Here is a 23,592-nt window from a genome sequence, read left to right as displayed (position 1 = left end):
CGCGTTAACATCTTAGAACTGCAAGTTCAAACCGGCGGTAAACGTGCGCGTAAGTGGGTAGGTATTGTAGTCGATACGTAATATATTGTCGCCGAGCGCGTTGGCAGCCGGATCACTACCCGTATACTTCGTGAACGTAGCGAGGTTCTGCCCGTTTACGAAAACCGACGCCCCACTAACGTAGCGGTTTGCAGGCAGCGGAAGTTTGTACGACAGGCGAATGGACTGGAGCCGCAGATACGAGGCATCTTCCACTGTTTTGTTCGTCACCTGACGTTGGCCCTGTACGTCATTCGGTAGGAACGACGGGTAGTCGTTCGTCGGGTTGGTTGGTGTCCAACGATTCAGATAGGGAACGGCCAGTTTGTTACGTCGGTAATCGACCGGATAATACGAATCGACCAGGCTGCTGTTCAGCATTTTAGCCCCACCCGACCCTTCGAAAAACACGTCCAGAATAAGTCCTTTATACGAAGCACTCGTATTAAATCCGTAGTAGAAATCGGGCAGCGATTTCCCCAAAATAACCCGGTCGCTGGCGTTGATGACTTTGTTTCCATCCAGATCGCGATACTTCAAATCGCCGGGCCGAACGCCACTTTGCGCCTGCCCGAAATCATCGCCCGTTTGCCAAACCCCATCGACCAGATAGCCATAGAATGATCCGATGGATTCGCCCGGTTTCAGGATGCTTACCTGTCCAATGCTTCCCGGCCCATTGCCAATCGACTGGCTAACATTACCCAGGCTCAACACTCTGTTTTTCAACGTAGTAATATTGAATCCTGCATCAACCCGAAACTCTTTATTATCGACAACCACTCCTTTCAAAGCGAACTCAAAACCCGTATTTCGCATACTACCAACGTTCTCCGTACGGCTCCCAAAACCCGTGCTGGCTGGTTGTGGAATGTCATAGAGCAGGTTGGATGTTTTGCGGTTGTAATAGTCCAGACTACCCGTCAGACGACCGTTGAAGAAGCCGAAATCTACGCCAATATCCGCCTGAACCGCCGACTCCCATTGCAGATCCGGATTGGCGCTACGTGACGGCTGTAACGAGCTGACTTTATTGCCATTAAACACCGCGTTACGTCCGGCGGAGTACGTAGAGAAATAGAGATAGTTGGCGGTTGGCTGGTTACCGGTTACGCCGTAGCTAGCCCGTAGTTTCAATTCACTGATGGCCCGGTTGTTCTTCAGAAAATCCTCATCGTGAATCCGCCAGGCCACAGCCGCCGATGGAAAATAACCAAATCGTTTGTTTGGCCCAAACCGAGCCGAGCCATCCGCGCGCATCGACGCAGTAATCAGGTATTTGCTCATAAAGGCATAGTTGACCCGCCCCAGAAACGAAACCAGTTTGTTCTCCTGCCGTCCGCTGCTGACACCGTTCAACGTATTGTCGCCTGTACCCAACGCATCGAACGTCAGGTCTGGCAGCGCAAACGAGCGGGAATTCGCAACCAGCGAGCTTGAGGTGTATCGCTCATACGTAGAACCAATCACCGCCGAAATCCGGTGGTTTTTAAACTCTTTATTGTAGTTCAGCGTCCCTTCAGCCAGATAGTAACCACGTTTACCATCGCGCACATCGGCGTAACCGTTATATGACAAACCTGTCAACGTAGTGGGGTCGATCCAGAAATAGCGCTGATTATCATTCAAATCGACGCCCACCCGAACTTTGGCCGACAACGAAGGCACAAAAAAGTATTCTGCATACACATTGCCGAACGTTCGATACGTATCGCCCATGCCGTATTGACCATTAATTACCGCTAGTGGATTATCCATCGGCGCCATTAACGGAGAGCGGTAAAACGAACCATCTGCATTGTACGGCGGTGCTGTTGGGTCGTAGTTCTGCGCCATGTAGAGCGCACTGGCGTTGTCATTCAGCCCTACACCCGTAGCGTTGTAATAGTCTCTTGTATAGGCCGTTGTCAAACTGATGCCCACGTTGTATTTCGAGGCAACGCCGTTCTCTATATTCACACGGGCGTTGTATCGGCGCGTGCCGGATTTCAGCATGATACCGTCCTGATTAAAGTAGCCAACCGACATGTAGTATTTCGTGTTGCCCCCTGCCCCACTGAACGACAGATCGTGCGACTGAATCGGCGCATCACGTAGCAACAGCCCTTGCCAATCGGTGTTAGCGTTGGTACCCGTTACTTTAGGTGTAGTCAGCTTACCCAGATCGATGATCTCGTTGATGGCTTTCGTGTATTCGTCACCCGTCATAAACCGCTGCGTATGAGCCACTTTCTGAACGCCGTACGTACCGTTGTACTCAACTTTCAGCTTGCCATCTTTCCCTTTTTTCGTGGTGATGATAACCACGCCGTTCGCTCCCCGCGACCCGTAAATGGCCGAGGCTGATGCATCTTTCAGAATCTCAATTGACTCGATATCAGCCGGGTTCAGGCTATTCAATGGCGTACGGTTATTCGGATTGCTGGTCGTTCCGCCTGCGCTGGCTGACCCAATTGCCGTTCCATCGTTCACGGGTAATCCATCCACTACGTAGAGCGGGTCGTTATTGCCCGTTATCGACGTAATACCCCGAATCTGAACGCTCATCGTCGCGCCTGGTTCGCCACTTTTCTGGTAAATCTGTACCCCCGGCGACCGCCCCTGTAACGTCTGTTGCAGGTTCACGTTCGTGCCCCGCGTTAAATCCTGCGCTTTGAGCGACGTAACAGAACCCGTCAGGTCGCTTTTGCGAACAGTACCGTAGCCCACAACCACCACCTCGTTCAGCGACTGATTGTTCTCTTTCAACTGCACATTGATTTCAGAACGATTGCTCACCGGAACCTCCTGAGCTTCGTACCCAACGTACGAAAAAACCAGCACCAGCGACGACGTACCACCTGCCGGTTCAGGAATACTGAGTTGGTATCGACCGTTTGCATCGGTTGTGGTGCCCCGATTTGTTCCTTTCACCACAACGCTGACGCCGGGTAAGGCTCCTCCATTATCAGAGGCAGTCACCGTTCCCGTCACTGAAATATCAACTGGAATAGGCGTTACCGACGTAGTAGACTGCGCGGCTAAGCCCGAATCGAGCGCGTTGTTATCAGGCGAACGCTGCTCAGTCGGTTGCGTGGCGGGCAATTTGGCATCGTCGGTCGTGTGCGCTGGTTTCTTATTCAGAACCACCCACGTGCCCGTTTTTACCTGCTTGTAACGCAGGCTAAATGGCCTCAGCACCCGACCCAGCGCATTCTCCAGCGACGTACTACCCGTCAGTACGTCGGCCGGAACGGTCAGATTGGCAATGGTTCGGTCTTCAAACAAAATGTCGGTTTGGTACCGCGATTTGAGATCGTTCAATACGTCGACCAGTCGGCGCGTGGTGATGGCCGGAATAGTTGTCCGGTTCTGCTGCCGAACCATGGCCAGCGTCTGGCTACTGGCGGGTTGAAGTCCGCCCAGCAACGCGCCAGCGAGCAGAACAGGCAACGTAGTGGTATGTAAGCGTGAGCGCATAAACGTAACGAGTGAAAGGGTTCGAGAGTGAGTGGGTTATTCGAAAAAAGTGACAGTGTTCTCTTTCTGCTTGTAGTTGATTTCCAGCAGTTCAGCTACCACCTGAAGAAATTCATCGGCGTTGCGGGCTTCAAACGAGCCCGTTACAGTTCGACTGGCTAAGTCCTTGTTTTTGAGCACAACACGCAGATTATACGTATCGCGTAGAAGTTCGGCAATTTCCCGGACCGTTGTGTGATTAAAAACAAAACGGTGTTCGCGCCAGGCGGTGCTTATCTCAGGCTGCGTCGTATGACTTTGCCGCAACAGACCAGCCGAATCCACACTAACGGCATCACCCGGTTTTAGTCGGAGTTGACGAACGGCTTTAGTTTTTCCCGTATAATTAAGCTGAATAGCGCCCTTGCTCAACACCACTTTGGTACCCCCTGGCCGATCTGATACGTTGAATTCAGTACCCAAAACCACTACGTCGACACCGCGATTGGTATGAACTACAAACCGCTGATTGGTGAGTGTATGCTGAACCGTGAAAGCAGCTTCTCCGGTCAGCCAGACGGTACGGGTCTTTTCGCCGAAACCGAAACGCGGCACACGTAGCGTCGAATGCGCATTGAGCGTTACCTGTGAACCGTCCGACAAGGTTACTGGCCGGGTTTCTCCATAAGCCGTTTCGATGGTTCGGTACAGCCAGTACGTTTGGCTGGCGTATAAACCACCCAGCAAACAAAGAAGGATAGCAGCCGCCACCAGCCATCGAAAATGCGAAACAAGAGGCCGAACAACGGTTGATCGTTCGTTTTCTGCTACGTAATGATGCGCTTCTTCCCACGTATCAATCCGGCTGTTAAGACGCTGAAAAGCAGTGTCTTCGTCGGCCAGATATTGCAGGTGCTGCTGCTCCCATTCGTCGAGCCAGGCAACATACTGGGTCCGATTAGCGGGTTCCCGAAGCCAGTCGGCAATCATCGTTCGTTGAAGTACTGTCGAGCGGCCCGCAAAGTGCTCGAACAGCGTATCTTTTATGCTTGTCGGTTGCATTTCATAACGATTTGTTGCGCCGAAACCACAAGGCTCGGCGGAGTGGAAGGTTGAGCAGATACCAGTATCGTTAGCCAGCAGAAGAGTCCCAAATGAAGCGTCTGACGAAGTTGCGAAAGGGCTCGACTGAGGTGCGCTTCAATGGTTTTCGGTGAAATCTGAAGTTCTTCGGCAATCTCGCGATGCTTTTTGCCTTCAAAACGACTCATCACAAATACGCGCTGGCACTGGGGCGGCAGGGTACGTACCGTTTCTTCGATACGTTGGGAAAGTTCGGTGTACTGAAGCAACTGTTCCGGGTCGAGTGCTACGTCGGCGTCGTCCTGCTCCGTTTCAGTTTCGGCGGGGATAGATTCCAGCCGAAATTCCTGCCGCAGATGGGTATACGCACGTTTCCGAACAGCGGCATACAGGTAAGCCTGATACGTAGTGGAAATGTGCAGATGGACATGGTTTTTCCAGAAGCTGAAAAACACTTCGCTAACCAGATCTTCGGCAACGGTGCGCGAATGCACAAACCGCACCGCCTGACTGCATAAGTTTCGGTAGTATCGCCGGAACAGCAGTTCGTACCCACGCCGGGCATCCTCAGCAAAAGCCTGCCGAATCAGAAATTCGGAATCGACCAGGAGGGGTTCCGAATCCGGTTTTCGGAAAGGGTTAGCAGGGTCAAATTTATGGGGTAAATTCTCGGCCATCGGCAGGCACAGACAAGTGTGTTTATTACTAAGTCCGCAGAAACCCGTTTATCCCTTAGTTGATTCGCAGATTTTTTTTAATTATTTCGGGAGAACAACGAGAGATTACTTTTCTTCGGAGTGGGCAACACTAGTCGGTAGTTCGTAGAGTAGCCAGGTTTTCTTCCGAATCGAAACGTCGTGATTGCGAATCAGTTTGATAAAATCAGCAATACCCAGCGGTTCATTGCCATTGGCGTGGATAAGCACAAAACTGCCCGATTTGGGCGCCTGATTCTTGGCAAGCCATGCATCGCTCCCAATAGGCAACAGACCAAACGCCAGCACCTGATCGAAAACCGCCTTATCGGAAACAAGTCCGGGGAAACGAAAAAACACAGACGGAAGCAAGCCATTCCGAATCATATTCTGTTCGTTCAGCAGCACTTCATCCGGCACATTTGTACCCGCTTCGAGCAAAAAATTAACGGACAGCGGTCGTCGTGGATCGAAGCGGTGATGATAGGAATGGTTCACCCAGGTGACGTCCAGATCACCCCGACGTACCAGGTTTTTTAAATAACTCAAGTCGTCCTGATGACTATTGAGCCATAAACCCGAAACGGTTATAGTTACAGGAATCGGCTTTTCGTCGGGTTCAAAAGCCCGGATAAGATCTTCAAAAACAGACCGCGTGAGGGGTTTTGTCGACGGACATAAATCGATAGTCAGGCTAAATCCGCGTTCGGTGGTATCGGCTCGCTCAAGGCCCGCATCCTGAAGCGAGCCCGACCGTTGCTGCTCCGCTTTCATCGCCCGGCCATACGGCGTCTGGCCCACCACCCGAAGTACGTTACTCCAGGTCAACGGCGTAAAATCAGTTGGATTTAGCGTGGTTATTTTGGTTTTGAGTGTCTGCGGATTCAGCAATAAAAAATATTGTTTACCAGCCTGTTCCCATTGCCGCATCAAAACTTGCTGAGGTTGACGTTTGGTTACGCCATAGAAGACCTTATACTTCGCCAGTTGTGCAAATGAAGGGCTCACACTTGCCCAAAGTAGCATCACGTAAATTCTAAAGCTAACCATAAGGAAACTGGTGGGCTTTTTATATTGTCAATTTCTTAAAACTGACAACACATAGACAGGGTGTACCTAGGATTTTAGAAGTCAATATCGGTCAGCTCGAAATTCTGCTTCACCCGAATAGTACCATCGTCTTCGGTGCCGGGCGTGTAAATGATCCGTTCGGGCTGTCGGCCTTTCTGAACGTTGCCGATATCGCGTTTACCATTGCCATTGCTATCGACAATCAGCCGGACGCGGTAAAGTCCTGGTTTGAGCCGCCCGAAACTATACGACGTCGTATTAAGCGCCGAACGTATCACTTTGTATTTCTCATCCAGCAATTCTACAATAAACTTGGTACCGGGCGGACCCAGCGTAGCCGTGTTCACGCGACCGGCAATCAGCCCATAACTATCCTCATCGGCAATAAGATACCTCGCCGAAAACCGCGCCAACGTATCACCCTGAACGCTGATAAAAGCGCCTTTTTGTAGTCGAAAGAGCAACGTATCACGCAGCGGTCCGCCGACGCGGTTTGTTTTCTGTTTAATCATCAGTCGGGAGAAATTATTGCTCCAGACGATGTCGGCGGGAGTCAGCTTGAGCGGTTTCGTACTATCGGGACCGATCACGATTTCGTCAAGACTATAACGTATCACGGGTTTGTTGAAAACCATCGTGAATTCCAGGTTATTATCGATCGGCTCGCCGGGCGATGGCGTTACCGTAACATTCAGTGGCGTCCGGTTCTTAGCCCTGGTTTTCAACGGAGAAAAGTAAATTCGCTCGCGCAGTTCCGTTACGTTTCCTACCGAATCCTCGGCTATAATAGTCGTGTATAACGTATCGCCTGCCGCCCGGTTGGCGGGTCGATATAGTCGAATCGTTTTGGGGTTTTCCAGAAACGAAACCAACGTATCACCCGACGTGGATGCGCCCGTTGTGGAAGCTACCGCTGTCGACGTAGCAGAAGCCGACGTAGCAGTCGTTGAAGCGGGAGCAGCCGTGGCAGACGTAGTAGATGTTGACGTAGCAGAAGTCGAAGTGACTGTGGTAGACGTAGCGGTTGTTGACGTAGTAGAAGTCAACGGAAACCGTCCGAACCGAAGCCGGTATTTGGCGATGCCACTGCTCAGTTCAAGTCCCAGGGTTTCGTCGGTACGTTCGCGTCGGCTGATACGCGGTTTGCCGTAACCCCGGAACGCCACAAGATTCACGTCCGTGTAATTGCGATTCAGGTTTAGCACCGTATCGCGAAACGCTACCCGTTCCTCCGGCGCGTTATTCACTAGATTAAGATCTTTATCGTCGAAACCGTAAACTTTATAATTATCAGCTTTCACGTTTTCGATACGGTAGTTTCCATTACTATCCGTTCGGGCAAAATACTGTGGTCGTTTTCGGTTGATGGGCAACGTATCAGTCGGCGCAAATAAACCGATCACAAAATTCAGGATCGGTTGACGGCTTTCATCGTCAACAACGTTACCGCTCAGATACAGCGAGTCAATCATGTTGCCGGTACTGAACACTACTTTGGTATCCTTTGCTACGTTCCGTTCTGTTATATCCTTAATTCCATCGGCAAAATCGATAGTATACGTAGTGTTGGGCAAAAACGGCTTAGCAAAATTCAAGCGAATTCCTTTCGGCAACGACTTCACAATGAACGTATTACTATCCTGAGGTGTAATCGTGATCTTCTGCTGAAGATTTTCGGCATTCACGTATTCGTCAAATTCCAGCTCAACCGTTTTTCCAGCGTAATTCAGTTGGCGGGCGGTTGGCATGCTGCTTACCAGTTTAGGGGCCAACGTATCTTTCTTACCGCCAGGCGGTTGGGCAACCTGCGCACAGTTTTGCAGCAAAAAAGGCAGACCAAGAAAAAAGGCAAAAAAGAAATAACGAAACAATGTACTTATGGGATGAACCTCTACTAAAAGGCTTATTCTATGGCAATCGCTCTTTCGCTCTTTCACTCTTTCGCTCTTTAATTTACCTACAAAGGTAAACGTCCGTTCATCGTTTCGTGGTGCCGATTGACATAAAATGGGCGTCGGCTTCGTTAGGTTCTATAGAATTTTAAGAATATTTAAGTCCAATTAGCGAATGGTCGGGTAAGCCATACCCGATTTGGTACATTTGCTGCCCGGAACTGGTTGGTCCAATCACCCGTAAACCTGCATGTTGAAACACCGTTTTTATTTATTCATTCTGCTCATAATGTCGTCCAACTGGCTGGCTTCCTGCACGAGTCCGGTTGGTGAACTCGACAGCCAGATCAGCGATGCGCTTACCAACGACAATCAGATCGACGCAACCGAGGCCCAAGCGATTAAAGCATTGCTGGTAAAAGAAAAGCAAGACTTAGCCGACGAGAAAAAGACGGCCAAACTCTATACCGCTGATGGTGAGGTTGATGACGTAGCACTGACGGCCTACATCAAGCGCCACATCGACTACCGCAAACTAGCTAAAGAAGGCGAAGCGCCCACCATCGCCCTGACCGGTGCCGCTACGTCGACCAAACCGCTACGTCTGAAACTGTATCTCGAAGCCAGCGCCAGTATGTTTCCATACGATACACCCGGCGGTAACGGCGCTTTCAAACGCACGCTCAACGACGTACTGACGGAGTTCGACGCCATTAATCCCGGCAAAGGGCAACTCTACGTAGTGAATACGGAAGTAAACGATTTGGGTTTGTCGATGTCGCAGTTTTTCAAGCAGAAAGACATTTTCACCGTCGCGAAAACCAAAGGCAAAACGACCAGCACCGATTTTGAAGGCATTTTCACCGAAATACTACGTAGTACGTCGGGCGACGATTTGAGCGTGCTGGTTTCCGACCTGATTTACTCCGACCCTACGCTGACGGGCATGAGCGCTCAGAAAACGCTGGACGCGGCCAGTTCGCTGCTTACCGCCGTTTTCAACCCCTATGCCAATACGCATTCGATGCTGGTTATCAAGCTCAAAAGTGATTTTAACGGTACGTATTACAGTTGGAACAATGCTAAAAAACCGTACAACGGCGAACGTCCGTACTACCTCTGCCTGATCGGACGTAACGAAACCATGCAGCGGCTTTACCAAGACCAAACGTACCAGACCATCCGCCGTTTCGATCAATTGCCGGGCTATGCTGATTCGTGGTTTTTCGGGCGCGATACCAAAGCGGTTACACCATTCTACAGCATTTTAGTTACCGATCCGGCCCGGAAAGGGCGTTTCAAGCGTTCGGCTGAAGATGTCCGCAGTCACTCGAAAGCCGTTCACGCGCTTACCGATGTACAACCCGACGTAACAGACAAAAGCCTGACGATTCCGGTAGCGGTCGATTTGTCGGCGCTACGTTTGCCTGCTACGTTGCTAACCGACCCTAGTCAGTACGTTGTTTCGGGCAAAGACAATTTCCAGGTTACGGCCGTGCAAACGTATTCAGGTGCGAACGGTACGACGCACAAACTGCTTTTATCGACTGAAAAACCGGCTCGTGGTGAACGTAACGCCACCATTCGACTACGTCGTCAGTTTCCGCCCCGCTGGATCGCCAATACGACCACAACCAACGATTTGTCGCCGGATCAAAATTCAACGTTCGGTCTCCAGAACCTGCTTCAGGGCGTCGAACGAGCCTATAATCCCAACAACCAAACCGAATATTTCACGCTAACCATCAATTTAGAATGAGTGAAAGAACCCCAAAGAGCGAAAGAGTAAATGAGCGAAAGAGCGGCTGGCGATCCAGCGAAACGCTAGCGCGAGTTTTCTTTCGCTCTTTCGCTCATTCACTCTTTCGCTCTTTAAACAATGGAAGAATCACTTTATAATTTTTACAACCTGTTTGTCAACGGCGCGCTGCTGGAGGATTTGTATCAGGAAGAACTCCTGTCGCCCCTGACCTGGACGGCCATCGGTATTGCGTTTGTGGTGGCGTTTGCTTTTTACATCTGGCCGTTTAACCGAGTGAGTTTCAGCGGCATGGGAAGCTGGCTGCTGATGATGGGTGTGAGTGCGCTGGTGCTTTTCGTCATAACGCTCGTTACGTGCTATCAGAAAGCTGGTCAGGAAATTCCTCGCGACGAAGCCGACCCCGATCAGGGCAATCTCTTTGATCAGGGGGTAAGTATCTTTTTGAGTTATTCTTTTACAATGGCGCTGCTGACCGTCGTTATTTTTTTCATCATCTCGATGGTGTTGAAAAATTTCAGTAAAAACGCAAAACACCGGCCCATCCTGTGGCCTTCTAAATAATACTGGCTCAAACAGGCTCTGGCTGTTTGTTTATTCGGCTACTAGCTGATTCAAACAGCCAGAGCCTGTTTGAGCCTAATAATCAATATTATGGCTAAACTATTTGTCTTTGCCATTGGCGGAACTGGCTCACGGGTGCTGAAAGCCCTGACGTTTTTGCTGGCCTCTGGTGTGAAACTTAACAATACTGATGAGGTGATTCCGATTGTGCTGGACCCTCACGCTACGAATGACGACCTATTACGTACTAAAGATTTACTACGTGAGTACGGCAACATTCGCGCTAATCTGCAAAACAAGCCGACATCAGGTTTTTTTAGTACCGAAATCAAAACCCTGAATCGATCAATCGGTGGCAACGCGACTATTGCTGATACGTATGTTTTTGAATTACAGGGCGTTCAGCAGGAGAAATTTCGTGATTATATCAACTATGAAGGGCTGGATGCGCCTGCCAAAGCCTTCGCCAGTTTACTGTTTTCGGAAGAGAATCTGGAAACCAAGATGGACATTGGCTTTGTCGGCAATCCGAACATCGGTAGTACGGTACTTAATCAGTTTCGGTATTCCGATGTGTTTCAGGCGTTTGCGGAAAACTTCGGCGCCAACGACCGCATTTTTATCATCAGTTCGATTTTCGGGGGAACGGGCGCGGCTGGCTTCCCAATTTTGCTCAAGAACATCCGGGGTGCGCAAGCAATTGGTCAGATTCCAAACCCAGCGTTCCTGCGTGACGCCAAAATTGGGGCTGTAACGGTGATGCCGTATTTCAGCCTCACCACCAACGACAATAAACTGATTGACCCGGCTTCGTTCATCGCCAAAACCAAGGCCGCGCTGAATTATTACCAGAAAGGTGTGAACCCGTCGGTCAATACGTTATACTACATCGGCGACGATCAGACCAAAGCGTATACATACGACCCCGGAGCGGGTGGTCAGAAGAACGAAGCGCATTTTGTGGAAATGGCGTCGGCGCTGTCCATTGTCGATTTCATGAACATCGACGACGCTAGTCTGGCGGTTTCGAATGGTCGTCCGAATAACCCGGTTTTTAAGGAATTCGGAATCGAGCAGGATGGCATCAGCCTTCAACTGGGTAATCTGGCCGGGGCTACGAAACAACTTATTAGCCTACCCTTATCGAAAATGGCGCTGTTCAGTACGTACCTCAGCCAGCGGATTCGGCAGGCCGCCGGTACGGTGCAATGGTCGAAAGCAAATCCGCAAATTTCAACATCGTTTCTGAATTCAGGCTTTTTCAATAGCGTCAAGAATTTCGATGCAGCTTTCCGCCAATGGTTGACCGAGATGCGGGAGAACAAACGTTCGTTCGAACCGTTTTTGCTCGATGCGGCCAATCTTGGTCATACGGTACGTGGTTTTGAGCCGAAAAAGCGTGGAATTTTCGGAGGTGAATCAGACGTAAAACTCGACATCATCGACGATTTCGATCAAATCCTTAACAAAACCGCCGATGGTAAGGCTTACAGTAGCGAAGCCGACAAATTAATCCAGCTTTTTTCCGAAAGCACGGATCAATTCGTTCGCGAAAAATTGCCTAAAGTGACAGACTATTAATTGTTCAATGTTCCAGGTTACATGTTTACTTATAACGTAGCGTGAATACTGGAGCCCGAAACAGAAAAGATGCCAACAACATTCAGCCTACATAACCCCGTACCGGGATTGCACTGGTACGTCAGTAAGCCCTTCGGAACCGATCAGATTGCGGCTATTCGCGATCCACAGGGCGGTCAGACCGTGAAACAGCCAACCTCCATTCCAAGCCCGTTTGCCCGGATGGATCTGGTACGTTCGGCCTTCCTGAATCTGGCGCTACGTCCTGACCTGAGCGGCACCATGAACGACCAACGTATCGTATCGGATGCGCTCGACGTGGGCGAGTTGTTTTTTAACTTCGATAAGCTCAAAACATACATTGTCATCACGCCATTCGATATCCGTACCGACCTCGATCGGTTGCGGCAATCGATGAACCAGGGGCACAAACGGCTCGGTGACGCGCTAAAGCTGTTTCTGGACCAGGATGCCGCCGAATATAATTTTGGTGACATTAACCGGTTGTTTGTGCTGAGCTATCGCGGTCGTGTGGTGGGCGGTACGTCGCCTAAAACCCTGTTTTTTAGTTCAGGAAATGATCTGAGCTGGGTCGACGTATCGATGGGCAACGACCGATTGTTTGATAACTCGGTTTGTGCATTGTATCAGCGCGATATTGAGTATCAGAAATTCTGGTATTCGATCAAACAGTTCATGCCCAACTTCCGCGACCGGTTCCGCGAAGTAGACGATTACCTCAACCGGAATCTGGCGTTGTTGCAGCAAACCAACTCGGCGCTTTTCTACGAACACATACAATCGCAGAACGGGCAACCGCTGCTGACACGGGAGAAATTCGAGCAGGATTTTGAGGAATTGACCACCGGACCGGGCGATATTGTGGAAGTATTGGGCTTTCCACTCCGTAAGAAAAAGTCTGATTCGCGCGCTATCGGGCAGGTCAGCGATTTCATTATCAAGTCGGATAAATACGCTCGGCTCTACCCGAATCTGCCGCGTCCGATGGCATTGCAAAATCGCTTTTTCCGGCAGTTTACCTACGTACCGCAGGCGCAGTGGAATTCGAACACTTCCGTTCCGTACTTCGCCCGCGAGTCGTGGCGCGACAATCTACGACCACTTCCGGGCCAACCGGGCAATTATCCGTGGCTGACCGTCAGCGACTTACTGGAGCCTTACCTCATCCGGCTCCCATTCCCTACTGATCGGGGCCGTTTCTTCGATGGTAATCTACAAACCCCCGCTTCCGACAAAGGTTTTTTGCTACCTCTCAAAAAAGATTTCTTCGATTTCTTCGATGTCGATGATTTGCTTCTTGGCCGCGTTCGATTGAAGATGGTGCCGCAGGCGGGTGGTATCAACGTAACGCTCGACATTCCGGTTACGGCTCCGAGTCAGCCTGGAAACCAATTCGTTACGTTCGAACGACTCTATAGTTCAACGACGAACGTAGCGCCGAACGAAACGACCAACGAAGGTATCATTGTCGAAAACTCGTTTACGGTCAACATTTATCCGTTTGTGCGATCTGGGTCAGTAACCGTTCCTGCTGATTACCGGGTGCAGCTTATCGAGTCGGGTTTTGATAGTCAAAATCAGTACGAGCTAACGTATTTCGGGCAGAGAGAAAATACCGAAGTTAAAGTTGAATCGAAACATCAACGTACTGTCCGTCAGCAAAATACTGACGGTTCGAGCGTTTACTACGTCCTGCGTGAAGAGTTCGATTATTTGCAGGCGAACATTCGGGGCGACGGTAAAGAAATGCATGGCGTTCTAATTCCGCGCTGGCAACAGTACAACGGCGGCAGTAAGCAATTTGAGTTTTCGGTCGATTTTGGCACAACCAATACACACGTCGAATACAAAGTTGATGGTGGTTCTCCCCGTCCTTTCGACGTAGCGGATTTAACGCCACAGGTTGCTACGCTGGTTGCGCCATCGCAGTACAATCCGGCCCTGTTCGAGCTGTTTTTATTATACGATCTGGAATTTGTACCGCCAACCATCGGTCCTGGAAAACCCGACAATTTCCCGACGCGAACGGCCATTGCGGAGCCATTAAACCTGAGTTTCAACCAGCAAACACAGGCACTGGCCGATTTCAACATTCCGTTCTACGTAGAGCGGCAGCCGGCAGGTTCTAACCGCATCACCACCAACCTGAAATGGGCCAAAACCAGCGATCAGACCGAACGGCGCGTGGAGGCTTTTCTGGAAGAATTGCTGATGCTCATTAAAAATAAAGTGCTAACCGAAGGCGGCAATCTGGCCCAGACGACGGTTTATTGGTTCTACCCCGCCAGTATGACGCCCGGTCGGGTGAGCCAACTCCGCTCCGACTGGCAGGAACTGTACGACCGCTACATTGGCGGGTCGGCAGGGCGACTGCGCGAGGTGTCGGAATCGGTAGCGCCATTCTATTATTACAAACAGAATCCGACGTTGAGCGCGTCGGCCCGGCCCGTTATCAACGTCGATATTGGCGGTGGTACGTCGGACGTAGTGGTTTATGAACGTAACGAGCCAAAGATGTTGACATCGTTCCGATTTGCCGGAAATGCCATCTATGGCGATGCATTCAGTGAGTACGGAGCGGCCAGCCACAACGGATTTGTGCGAAAATACGCCGATAAAATTCAGACGTTGCTGGATAGTCAAAGTCTTGGCAATCTGAGCGATAACAACCGGCGCATTTTAGACACAAATCGGTCGGAAGACATCATGGCGTTCTGGTTTTCGATTGAGAAAAGTAACGATGTAAAAGCCAAAAGCATGTTGTCGTTCAACGGGATGCTGGCGAAAGATGAAGATCTGAAAGTGGTGTTCGTCCTGTTTTTCACGGCGTTACTGTATCACATCGCCAAACTAATGAAGCACAAAGGCATTAATTTGCCGGGTGCCATTACCTTTAGTGGAACGGGCTCTAAAGTGCTGACGATCATTAGCTCTGATGATCAGATGCTGGGTAAACTGGCGCGGGTTATTTTCGAAAAAGTTTACGATCAAACCTACGACGCCAGCGGACTAACGCTTTTCTACGAACGAAAAGGGCCGAAAGAAGTGACCTGCAAGGGTGCACTGATGCAGCCGACCAACAGCCGCCCGGTTGACACAGAAGCAATTAATTACGTCTTCCCCGCTACGTTCAACGACGAATTCCCAACGTTGACTTATGCCGATTTACGTAAACGAGAAGTAATTGATTCGCTACTGAAAGAAACCAACGCGTTTATTGATTTCTTCTTTGCGCTCAACCAGCAATTTAGTTTCGTACGGAACCTAAACGTATCGGCGCGGTCGCTGGTAGTGGCCCAGCAGGAGTTGCGCACCCACCTTGATACGTCGCTCATGGATGGGATACAGCGTCGGGAAAGCGATATTGCGGCTGAATACAGCGGCATGACCGACGCACTGGAAGCACCAATTGACGAAACGCTGTTTTTCTACCCGCTCATTGGGGCTATCAATAAACTGGCTAATACGCTGGCATAAAAGGAGTTGTAAGGTTATAGAGTTGTGAAGTTAATGAACGCACCAGCCATCTCTATAACCTTACAACACTATACCTCTTGCCCTTGGTCTCAACAAAATCTTTATGCGACTATTTATCATTCTTAGCCTACTCACTACGTCTGCGCTAGCCCAGAATGCGAATCAGGCGGCTGTCGATACGTTGACGAAAGACGTAGCAACGGTTGTTTTCGCGCGTATTCAGCAGCCGAAAGCACAGGAGATTTATGTCATGCTACGTGATTGTGGCGATGGTTGCGATCCGCAAACGATTATTCGTACGGTTGGCGGCTGGGATGCGGTGGGGGCGAAAATGCAGGAGTTAAGCGAGTTAAAGAATACCGCGCAATTTAACAGTATGTCGCCCGCGGAAGCCAATACGGCCATTCGGAAACAACTGGCACAATTTTATGCCCGTTACAAAACGGACAATAATTACGGGAAACCATTAACGCCAGCAGTTCAGGCTCAAATACTAGCTCAAATCGATCAGTTGCTCCCGCCCGCTCCATCTCCAGAACCAGCACCTACTGTAACGGAATCACCTGCTGATTCGCCAACGGTTGCTGAAGAAGGAACAGGGATCGATCCGAACGCACTTCGGCTGAATCAGTTGGAACGTGAGCAGAAAGAAAAACAGAACAATCAACTCTGGACGATGATACTTAGTGCATTAATAGGGCTTATAGCTGGTGCCGCCGGTGTTTATTTTGCTCTCTACCGCAGAGCTAAAGCTGAAATTGAACGACTTACTGGCGATAATCAAAAATTGAGCAGCGATGTTGATTTTTACCGAAGGACCAAGCCTGCCAATGAGCCTCGTCAACCGCAGAACGAGCCTAATACGTTGAAAGTTAGAGCATACGACGCTATTATGAGCGAGCTGGGTACGTCAAATCCGCTGGAAGCAATAAAGGAATTAAAGCGTCAGGCTACTACGTCATCTAAACCAACACCAAGACCTCGTTCTGGCGAACCGACAATTGAATCAGCGCTGGTAGGCGAACCCGGCCCCATTCAGGTGCAGACGCCAATGACGCCACTCACACCGCTGGAGCCGTTGCCACCGCTCGCCCGTTCTGAAGTTTTTTATTGCCCTCCCCCCGACCAGAACGGCCAGTTCGACGTATCACAGAAATCACCGACACTCGCGCCTGAGTCCGCTTATCGGTTCAGCGTAAACGCCGATAATCCGACGCTCGCTACGTTCCGGTTTGAAGCCGATCCTGGGCGCGTAGCTCGTTTTTTAACGTATCGGAATTATATGATTGAACCCGCCTGCGAAAGCGAAAATCCCTATTCATCGGCCCACACACGTATCGCCATGCGCCGTGACGGTGAGGCAACCCTGGAGAACGGCACCTGGCGCGTAAAAACAAAGGCATTAATACGTTACGAGTGATATCCAGAAATGCCGGCATGTGTATAGCAAATAACGTTAGACATGCGTAACAAGCCAACTTTTCCGTTTATTAGGTAGGGACACTACGTAGTACTCGATTATCGTGTCGAGAATCCAGTTTCCCGAATCCAACCTGATGAAACCCAGACTTACTCACCCATTTATTGGTCGGTGCTTCGTATTCCTGCTGTTAATCTGGACGATGATCTACGTTGCAGGTTGTTCAGGCTGTTCACGCTCGGGCAGTCATCAGCCGCGTCGAAACAAACGTAGCACCACGGCTAAGACGCCCGCCCCGCAACCCATCCAGAAAGACACCGCTACCCCAAAGCCAACGCTAACTCAAATTGGCAACGGCCCTACCGAAGTGGCGATGGAAAAAGAGAACGGCGTTTATAAAATCCCGGTCGAAATCAATGGCTTACCCTTAAAATTCATCTTAGACACCGGCGCCAGCCTGATTTCTATTTCAGCGACGGAAGCCGAGTTTATGTTCAAACAGGGTGTCATTACGGACGATGATATTATCGGTAAATCGAAGTTTCAGGACGCCAATGGAGACATTTCGCCGGGCGCCATCATCCGACTCAAATCGGTACGTATCGGCGACCGCGTACTCGAAAACGTAAGCGCTAACGTAGTGAGCAGTGCCAAAGCCCCGTTGCTGTTGGGACAGTCCGCTCTCTCCAAGTTCGGCAAGATTTCGGTCGATTACCGACGTAACGTCGTTACCTTCGATTAGAGACGTATCAGCTTATTTGCTTCTTTTAGCGGTATGGCTGTTGTTTATCTACAATGCGGTTCGAATCGAGTGAGCAAAATTATTGTCGTAAATCCTTAACGTAGTATCCCATAAATACAGTCACGAAAAGCTGGACGTACTGTTCGGCTTTTTCTATGATTACTGCTACGTAATACATCACCGCTGATACACCCGAACGTAGTCAACCTCGAAACGGGCGGGAAACTTGGTTGGGGTAGGGTCGCCACCGTTGTCGCCCCCGATGGCCAGGTTGAGCAACAGATAATGCGGCTGATGAAATGGATTCCGTTTCGTGCCGTCCTGATTGATGGTTTCGCTCAACGCTACTTCATTTAGCAACTTTCCATCAACGTAGAGCCGAATATAATTTTCGTTCCAGTCCATACGCCAGAGGTGGAATTTCTTCGACCAGTCGGCATCATTGAACGTAGTAATTTGCTTTTTCACACTTCGCCATTCGGCTTTGTATCGGGTTCCCGTTGCCCACGCTACGTTGGCCAAAAGCATGTTCCGGTAGAATTCCATAATGTCGATTTCGCCGTTGGATGGCCACTCACCGGTTGTACCCAGGGTCCAGAATGCCGGCCACATGCCGGAGCGCGTGTCGATACGTCCGCGCATATCGAATCGACCGTATTTCCAATGATGTAATCCACTCGTTTTCAGACTCGACGATGTATACGTAATGGTTGGCCGATTCGTTTTCCAATCGGTGCTATTGGACTGGTATGTCGGATTAGGCCGCTGTTCTTGTTTCGCTTCGATAATAAGCAGACCGTTTTCACAATGGGCATTTTGAGATTGGTACCACTGATTTTCGTGATTCCGGACAAACCCCTGCTCAAATTTCCAGTTTTGAGGATCAGGAGCGCCTGCCTTACTGAACTCATCGGCCCAAACTAATTTCCAGCCCGTATCAGATTTCACTACGTTCGATAGGCTATTCACTCCGACAAATCGATCAGCCGGGATCAGAACGAACAAAAAGGGGATTGAAAGGAGGTAAAAAAAAGTTTTCATAAGTAATCAGCGTTAGTAATCAAAAGCGCAATTGTGCGACCAGCTACCACTCAAAGCAAGCCAATGAAAACCCGCTTTACAGCGCCAAAAATTGATTCCTTTTTACATTTGGGTAGATTATCACTCTAATTTTGTGACGTTCAAATGAGATTTGATGTTTACTTGTCGAACACGTTTGCGTAACAGCCCCTCATTCAGCAGTAAAAACCTATGACGGAAACCGAACTGATCGACCGACTTCGCGAAGCCATTGTGCTCGACGGCCCCGACGTTTGGCGCACCAATGGCTATCTTCAGGACGCCCAGCAGGCGGGTATCCCCTTGGCCGACGCCCTCAAGCGCGCCAATGAAATAAGCCAGGAGGTGGCGAATAATTCTTTACTGTTTCAAAATATTCAGGCTCGTATTGCGCGACTCGCTGAACCGTCACGTAGCCATCTGGTGAACCAGGATCTGGCTCAGATTGTGAATGCCGCTACGTCGTTGAAGCTCTCGCCCGATTTTGTCAGAAATAGGTGGGTACCAACCGTTTTGCAACGTATCGCGCCACCGCCCGTCAAACCGGCGGAACCCGTCAACCCAGTCACTACGTCTCCACCGGCCGCAGTCGACCCTCCGCCTGTTGCGTCCAATACGTATGATGAGCTACTTGAAAATGAACCCGATACAAAAACGACCAGTGTTCCAGTCGTTACGCCACCGCCTGTAGCGCCTACCCCTGCTCCGGTTACTACGTCAACGGACTCGTTTTTTGAGGCCATCGAGCAACAGAAGATTGAGCAACAGCAGACAACCCAGCGTTTGCCCGACACTCCGCCTGTTGTGCGGTCGTTCACGGCGACACCCGCCAGAGTACGTAAAGGTCAAGCCGTGACGCTATCGTGGGAGGTAGATAATTTGCTCGCTGTTACCATCGACGATCTTGGAGAAGGTCTGTCGCCCAAAAATCGGGGTTGGGTAAAACCATCGAAGAGTACAGATTACACACTTTTTGATGCCAATAATAATCCGTTAAGTACGGTTCGGGTCGAAGTAATCCAACCCGACCGAAGTGGTGTTTATGGCGTTTTGTTTGCGCTGGCTCTCCTCGCCATTATCTATTGGTTCATAAAAAACAGCGAATCAAACACTCCGCCCATCGAACCAAGAAAGAAATCTGAACAAACGTCGGGTGCATTTTTGGAAAAGAAATCACGTCACAAAACCACCAAGGAACAAGAAAAAAAAACAGAGGTTACCGACGAAGCAACGGACACACCTGACCCAGCCTTAAAAAATCCTCCGACCGCTGCTATTGAAAAATCAACCGAAAAGGTTGTTGAGGAAGCGCCCCGAAATTCCTCCCCTACCACCGTGGCAGACGAGAAACCCGTCACGGCAGATAAGGCCCGGCAAGGGAAATACCAGGAAGTTTTTGCGGATAAGCCTTATGACAAAATAGAACTGGGTGCTGATGAACGTGGCTGGCGTCGTGCCCGAAGCAACGGCCGTTGGGGGTTTGTGAATGAGGACGATGAATGGGTCATCAACCCAGATTATGAAGCCGTTACACCTTTCCGGGATAACCAGGCAAAGGTATTTTTGAACGGGGAGACGGTGGTTATCAATCGGTCGGGGGAAATAGTCAAGTGACGCGGGTAGGAACCTGCACTATATATCTGCCAACTTCAGTTTCAACCCACGCTACTTCACCACTTTCAGATTCTGGAATTTTACGGTCTGAGCAGCCGAAACGAAGCCGATTTTATTGCCAGCAAAGGGTTTAAAATCGTATGGACTGTTCACGACTTCGCGGTTATTGACGAAGAAATAAAGCTTTTTATTCCGCTTCTGAATCATCAACGTGTTGGTTTCCTGATTAATCGGAACTCTGGCAACCGTAGGTTTACCTGGCATATACGTAGGCGATGGTATGCCATTACGTAGCAATTTCACGATGACTTTCTGACGGTCGGCCACTCTAAATTCGCAGAGGTTATCTTCATCATTCACGCCAATCACTAAACCTGCATTGGGCTGAATACCAGGCGGAACGGTCATATCGACAGTTACGGTGAATGTTTCTGCTTTGTTTAGATCAATAGTTGACGGTAAGTTAATGTATCCATAAGCCGCCCGCGAAGTACTCGCAGACGTTTTTCGAATGAAATAGCTGTCCTTGGCTACTTCGAATTCGTACCCGCCCGTCTGCCCAACCAGCCATTTATTCTGATTGTCGGCAAACGATTCAAGAAAAGTTGTCTTAAATGTTACCTTGGAAGGGCTGGTTACGTTGGTTTCAGGTCGGGTCTCAGCAACTGGAGCCGGTGAGGTGCTGGCTACTTCAGTTTTGACGGGTGGATTAGCCGGCGCTGTTGGTACGTTGGTAGAGGCTGCTACCGTTGGGCTGGCGGGGCGGCTGGTGGTTGGACGCGTAATCGGCAACGATACCGGCGTTGTTGGCCCTTCCGATGCAGTGCCTCCCACCGTCACCGTTAGTTTCTGAAAGGTAGTCCACGAAGCATCGGTAATCAGGCCAACGCCGTTGCCTGGCAATGTTTTGAACGCATACGGACTGCCACGTACTTCCTGTTCATTCACGTAAAACGAAAGAGCCTCCTTACTACGTCGGATGGTTAGCCGATCGCGGTTTTTATCAACAGGAACGCCGGGAGCAAAAAAATCGCCAGACATATAATCGCCATATGCCTCTCCGTTTGTGACACGAATAACGGAGACTTCTCCTTTGCCATTGAGGGTGAACGCACAAAAGTTCAGCGAGTCTTTTACACCGAACAACACACCCCCTGTTGGAACCCGCCCCGAATCGGCCATTACGTCGACTTTGATGGTATAAGCCTCATCGCGGTTCAGACTGATGTCGTTGGGTAATGATACGTAGCTAAAAGCAACCTGGCGCGTATTCGCTCTACGCTTACGAATGCTGTAGCGGCCCATGCCAATCTGGTAATTGTAATCGCCCTTGTTACCAGCTTTCCATCCGTTTCGATTGGTAACAAAATCGCCCGTAAAGGCCGGGCGGTAACCGGAACTGGACGTAGTAGTTGCAGGCCTGGGCTCTGTTCGAACCACAGATTCAGCGGGTTGGCTAGCTGGATTACTGGTCTGGGATGGCGAATTATTGGACGGATTAACCGGGGCTGGAGACCAATTGTTGCCCGATGATGCAGGCTGAAGGGTTACTTTCTGCCATTCACCAGAAGCCGAATACACGGTTGATTTGCTACGTCGCCCGTTTGGCTGGGCAACGATGCTACCGACAAGCAGGAGCATAAAGCTAATCGTGAAAAGTAAACGCATGGGTTTCAGGTTGGCTAGTTAGTTAACGAATTTTGTACTGAAATTACTACGTATCGACGGTACGTGTCAGGCAAAAATAGTTCTAAAACGAATAACGTAACACGGCTGTTGGTTGCCCGGCCTGTACGCCAGGCTGTACAGTAAAACTTTGATAACGTGCGGCTTCTTTCTGAATATGGCTGTTTCGCACACCACGTAGCACGGTCAGAATCACGTCGGCAGCGGCCATAATGATAGCTCCCCGTGTAGCCAGATAATACTTGTGGTAGTGGTCATTAGCGGTTTGATAGTAAGGTTCGCCAGCCGCCAAGTTTTTCTGTTCCTGGTATACTTTATAGACATCCTGTGATTTTTGCCGCTCCGATAATCCGTAAGCTACTAGTCCATAACAGGCTACCGTCAGCAAGGGTCGAAAACCGACTCGTGGCTTTGGCAACTGCACAAAGATATTCCCAATGCCCGGCGCTATCGCCGACACCACGCCCCACATTGGCCCAACGTAGCGCATTCGTCGCCGAGGAACGGTATCTTCCAGGTTGGTCGCCTGTTGCGTCGCGGGCGGCTCAATACGTGCCGGCTTGGTCGTATCGGCTATCACCGCCACGGGCTTTTCTCGTCTCCGTTTCCGATCCGATTTAGGTTCTTCGGTAGTCGCTACGTCGACTTTAGGCGCGACTGGAGTTGGATTAGGGGTAATCGTTTCCGAACGGGGCGTAGTGACGGGTGGCGCAGTACTGCCAGGCGGTGTGGCTGGGGTAGTTTGCGTAACGGTCGGAAAGACGTTTGTTTTTACCTGAATTGTAGCTCGAATTTCCTCATTGAGCGGATACCCATTGGCTACTGCATTCCAGACGATACGTCGGTCGGTGCCGACCGTAACGCGGGTACCAATATCTCCCCGAACGTATTCGGGCGAGATACGTAGTGCTCCCCGCAAACGACTTCGAATTTCGAGATAAATAGAATCGCCGGGCCGGACTACGATCAAATCGTAAAGCACTTCAATTTGTTCTGCATCGACGGTACGCACCCGAATGTTACGTACACGGTCCTGCGCCTGAGCGCTTCCGATCAGCAACAGGCCCAGTGATAAAGTGAGAAATAGACGTAGTGCTGACATCAGTTTTGTACGGTGATTTTTCGCGTTGTAGTAAACTTGTCATCACACTCATTGGCGAGTACAAGCGTAACCGTGTATTCGCCCGCCTTATCATACGTATATGTAACGCGCGTACCAACCCGACCTTTTCCTTTGCCATCGCCGGGGTCCCAGCCGGCCACGCCAATGTCACCTTCCTGATTTTCCAGAAAAAACGTAACATCGAGACGCCCGATACTAACGCCAATCGCAGCCTTTGGCGCAACGCAGGTCGGGAATTTTTTCTTCTCTAAATCAAAGGGTTCGCAAGCCATCATAGCGAGCAGGAACACCATACAAAAACATCGTTGCAACATGGGCAGGAACCGAA

16 protein-coding genes are annotated in these 23,592 nt (G+C 50.1%); 7 read left to right on the top strand and 9 right to left on the bottom strand.

The features are described from left to right. Nucleotides 1–12: 12 nt before the first annotated feature. The 5 genes from ACYVF1_RS08645 to ACYVF1_RS08625 form a co-directional block, all read right to left on the bottom strand. Nucleotides 13–3,498 (bottom strand): SusC/RagA family TonB-linked outer membrane protein, encoded by a 3,486-nt coding sequence (locus ACYVF1_RS08645; protein WP_461077598.1) that lies wholly within the window; start codon nucleotides 3,496–3,498, stop codon nucleotides 13–15. 36 nt (nucleotides 3,499–3,534) lie between these two features. Beyond that, the gene (locus ACYVF1_RS08640; protein ID WP_461077596.1) at nucleotides 3,535–4,539 is read right to left on the bottom strand and encodes a FecR family protein; all 1,005 of its coding nucleotides are present in this window, start codon (nucleotides 4,537–4,539) and stop codon (nucleotides 3,535–3,537) included. Continuing rightward, nucleotides 4,521–5,237 carry an RNA polymerase sigma-70 factor gene (locus ACYVF1_RS08635; RefSeq protein ID WP_461077594.1) on the bottom strand — a complete coding sequence of 239 codons (717 nt, stop codon included), beginning with the start codon at nucleotides 5,235–5,237 and terminating at the stop codon, nucleotides 4,521–4,523. Before ACYVF1_RS08635 ends, ACYVF1_RS08640 begins: the two co-directional genes overlap by 19 nt. 105 nt (nucleotides 5,238–5,342) lie before the next feature. Next, nucleotides 5,343–6,263, bottom strand: a complete 921-nt coding sequence (locus ACYVF1_RS08630; protein WP_461077592.1) for a polysaccharide deacetylase family protein — start codon at nucleotides 6,261–6,263, stop codon at nucleotides 5,343–5,345. 116 nt (nucleotides 6,264–6,379) lie between these two features. Continuing rightward, a complete protein-coding gene (locus tag ACYVF1_RS08625) occupies nucleotides 6,380–8,197 on the bottom strand; it encodes an Ig-like domain-containing domain (protein WP_461077590.1) in 1,818 nt (605 codons plus the stop codon). A gap of 271 nt (nucleotides 8,198–8,468) precedes the next feature. Here ACYVF1_RS08625 and ACYVF1_RS08620 point away from each other — a divergent pair, with 271 nt between their 5' ends. From ACYVF1_RS08620 to ACYVF1_RS08595, 6 genes are all read left to right on the top strand, one after another. Further along, a complete protein-coding gene (locus ACYVF1_RS08620) occupies nucleotides 8,469–9,977 on the top strand; it encodes a tellurite resistance TerB family protein (RefSeq protein ID WP_461077588.1) in 1,509 nt (502 codons plus the stop codon). 120 nt (nucleotides 9,978–10,097) lie between these two features. Next, nucleotides 10,098–10,541 (top strand): hypothetical protein, encoded by a 444-nt coding sequence (locus ACYVF1_RS08615; RefSeq protein ID WP_461077586.1) that lies wholly within the window; start codon nucleotides 10,098–10,100, stop codon nucleotides 10,539–10,541. Nucleotides 10,542–10,631: 90 nt separating this feature from the next. Further along, nucleotides 10,632–12,122: a hypothetical protein gene (locus ACYVF1_RS08610; protein ID WP_461077584.1), complete on the top strand. Its 1,491-nt coding sequence runs from the start codon at nucleotides 10,632–10,634 to the stop codon at nucleotides 12,120–12,122. A 69-nt stretch (nucleotides 12,123–12,191) separates the two neighbouring features. Next, nucleotides 12,192–15,620, top strand: coding sequence for a hypothetical protein (locus tag ACYVF1_RS08605; protein WP_461077582.1), 3,429 nt, complete (start codon nucleotides 12,192–12,194; stop codon nucleotides 15,618–15,620). A gap of 103 nt (nucleotides 15,621–15,723) precedes the next feature. Further along, on the top strand, nucleotides 15,724–17,040 hold the full coding sequence (locus ACYVF1_RS08600; RefSeq protein ID WP_461077580.1) for a hypothetical protein: 1,317 nt from the start codon (nucleotides 15,724–15,726) through the stop codon (nucleotides 17,038–17,040). Nucleotides 17,041–17,176: 136 nt separating this feature from the next. Continuing rightward, complete coding sequence (locus tag ACYVF1_RS08595; protein ID WP_461077578.1) at nucleotides 17,177–17,782, top strand: retropepsin-like aspartic protease family protein; 606 nt, start codon at nucleotides 17,177–17,179, stop codon at nucleotides 17,780–17,782. Nucleotides 17,783–17,959: 177 nt separating this feature from the next. Here ACYVF1_RS08595 and ACYVF1_RS08590 read toward each other — a convergent pair whose 3' ends face one another. Next, nucleotides 17,960–18,823: a glycoside hydrolase family 16 protein gene (locus ACYVF1_RS08590; RefSeq protein WP_461077576.1), complete on the bottom strand. Its 864-nt coding sequence runs from the start codon at nucleotides 18,821–18,823 to the stop codon at nucleotides 17,960–17,962. 210 nt (nucleotides 18,824–19,033) lie between these two features. Here ACYVF1_RS08590 and ACYVF1_RS08585 point away from each other — a divergent pair, with 210 nt between their 5' ends. Continuing rightward, nucleotides 19,034–20,455, top strand: coding sequence for a WG repeat-containing protein (locus tag ACYVF1_RS08585; protein WP_461077574.1), 1,422 nt, complete (start codon nucleotides 19,034–19,036; stop codon nucleotides 20,453–20,455). A gap of 51 nt (nucleotides 20,456–20,506) precedes the next feature. Here ACYVF1_RS08585 and ACYVF1_RS08580 read toward each other — a convergent pair whose 3' ends face one another. The 3 genes from ACYVF1_RS08580 to ACYVF1_RS08570 form a co-directional block, all read right to left on the bottom strand. Continuing rightward, the gene (locus tag ACYVF1_RS08580) at nucleotides 20,507–22,123 is read right to left on the bottom strand and encodes a hypothetical protein (RefSeq protein ID WP_461077572.1); all 1,617 of its coding nucleotides are present in this window, start codon (nucleotides 22,121–22,123) and stop codon (nucleotides 20,507–20,509) included. 82 nt (nucleotides 22,124–22,205) lie between these two features. Beyond that, the gene (locus tag ACYVF1_RS08575) at nucleotides 22,206–23,243 is read right to left on the bottom strand and encodes a hypothetical protein (protein WP_461077570.1); all 1,038 of its coding nucleotides are present in this window, start codon (nucleotides 23,241–23,243) and stop codon (nucleotides 22,206–22,208) included. Beyond that, a complete protein-coding gene (locus tag ACYVF1_RS08570; protein ID WP_461077568.1) occupies nucleotides 23,243–23,557 on the bottom strand; it encodes a PKD domain-containing protein in 315 nt (104 codons plus the stop codon). The genes ACYVF1_RS08575 and ACYVF1_RS08570 overlap by 1 nt, the downstream gene beginning before the upstream one ends. Nucleotides 23,558–23,592: the final 35 nt, after the last annotated feature.

The organism is Spirosoma flavus, assembly GCF_054778555.1.
Note: the sequence above shows the minus strand (reverse complement) of the source record. Positions and strands in the feature narration are given on the sequence as shown.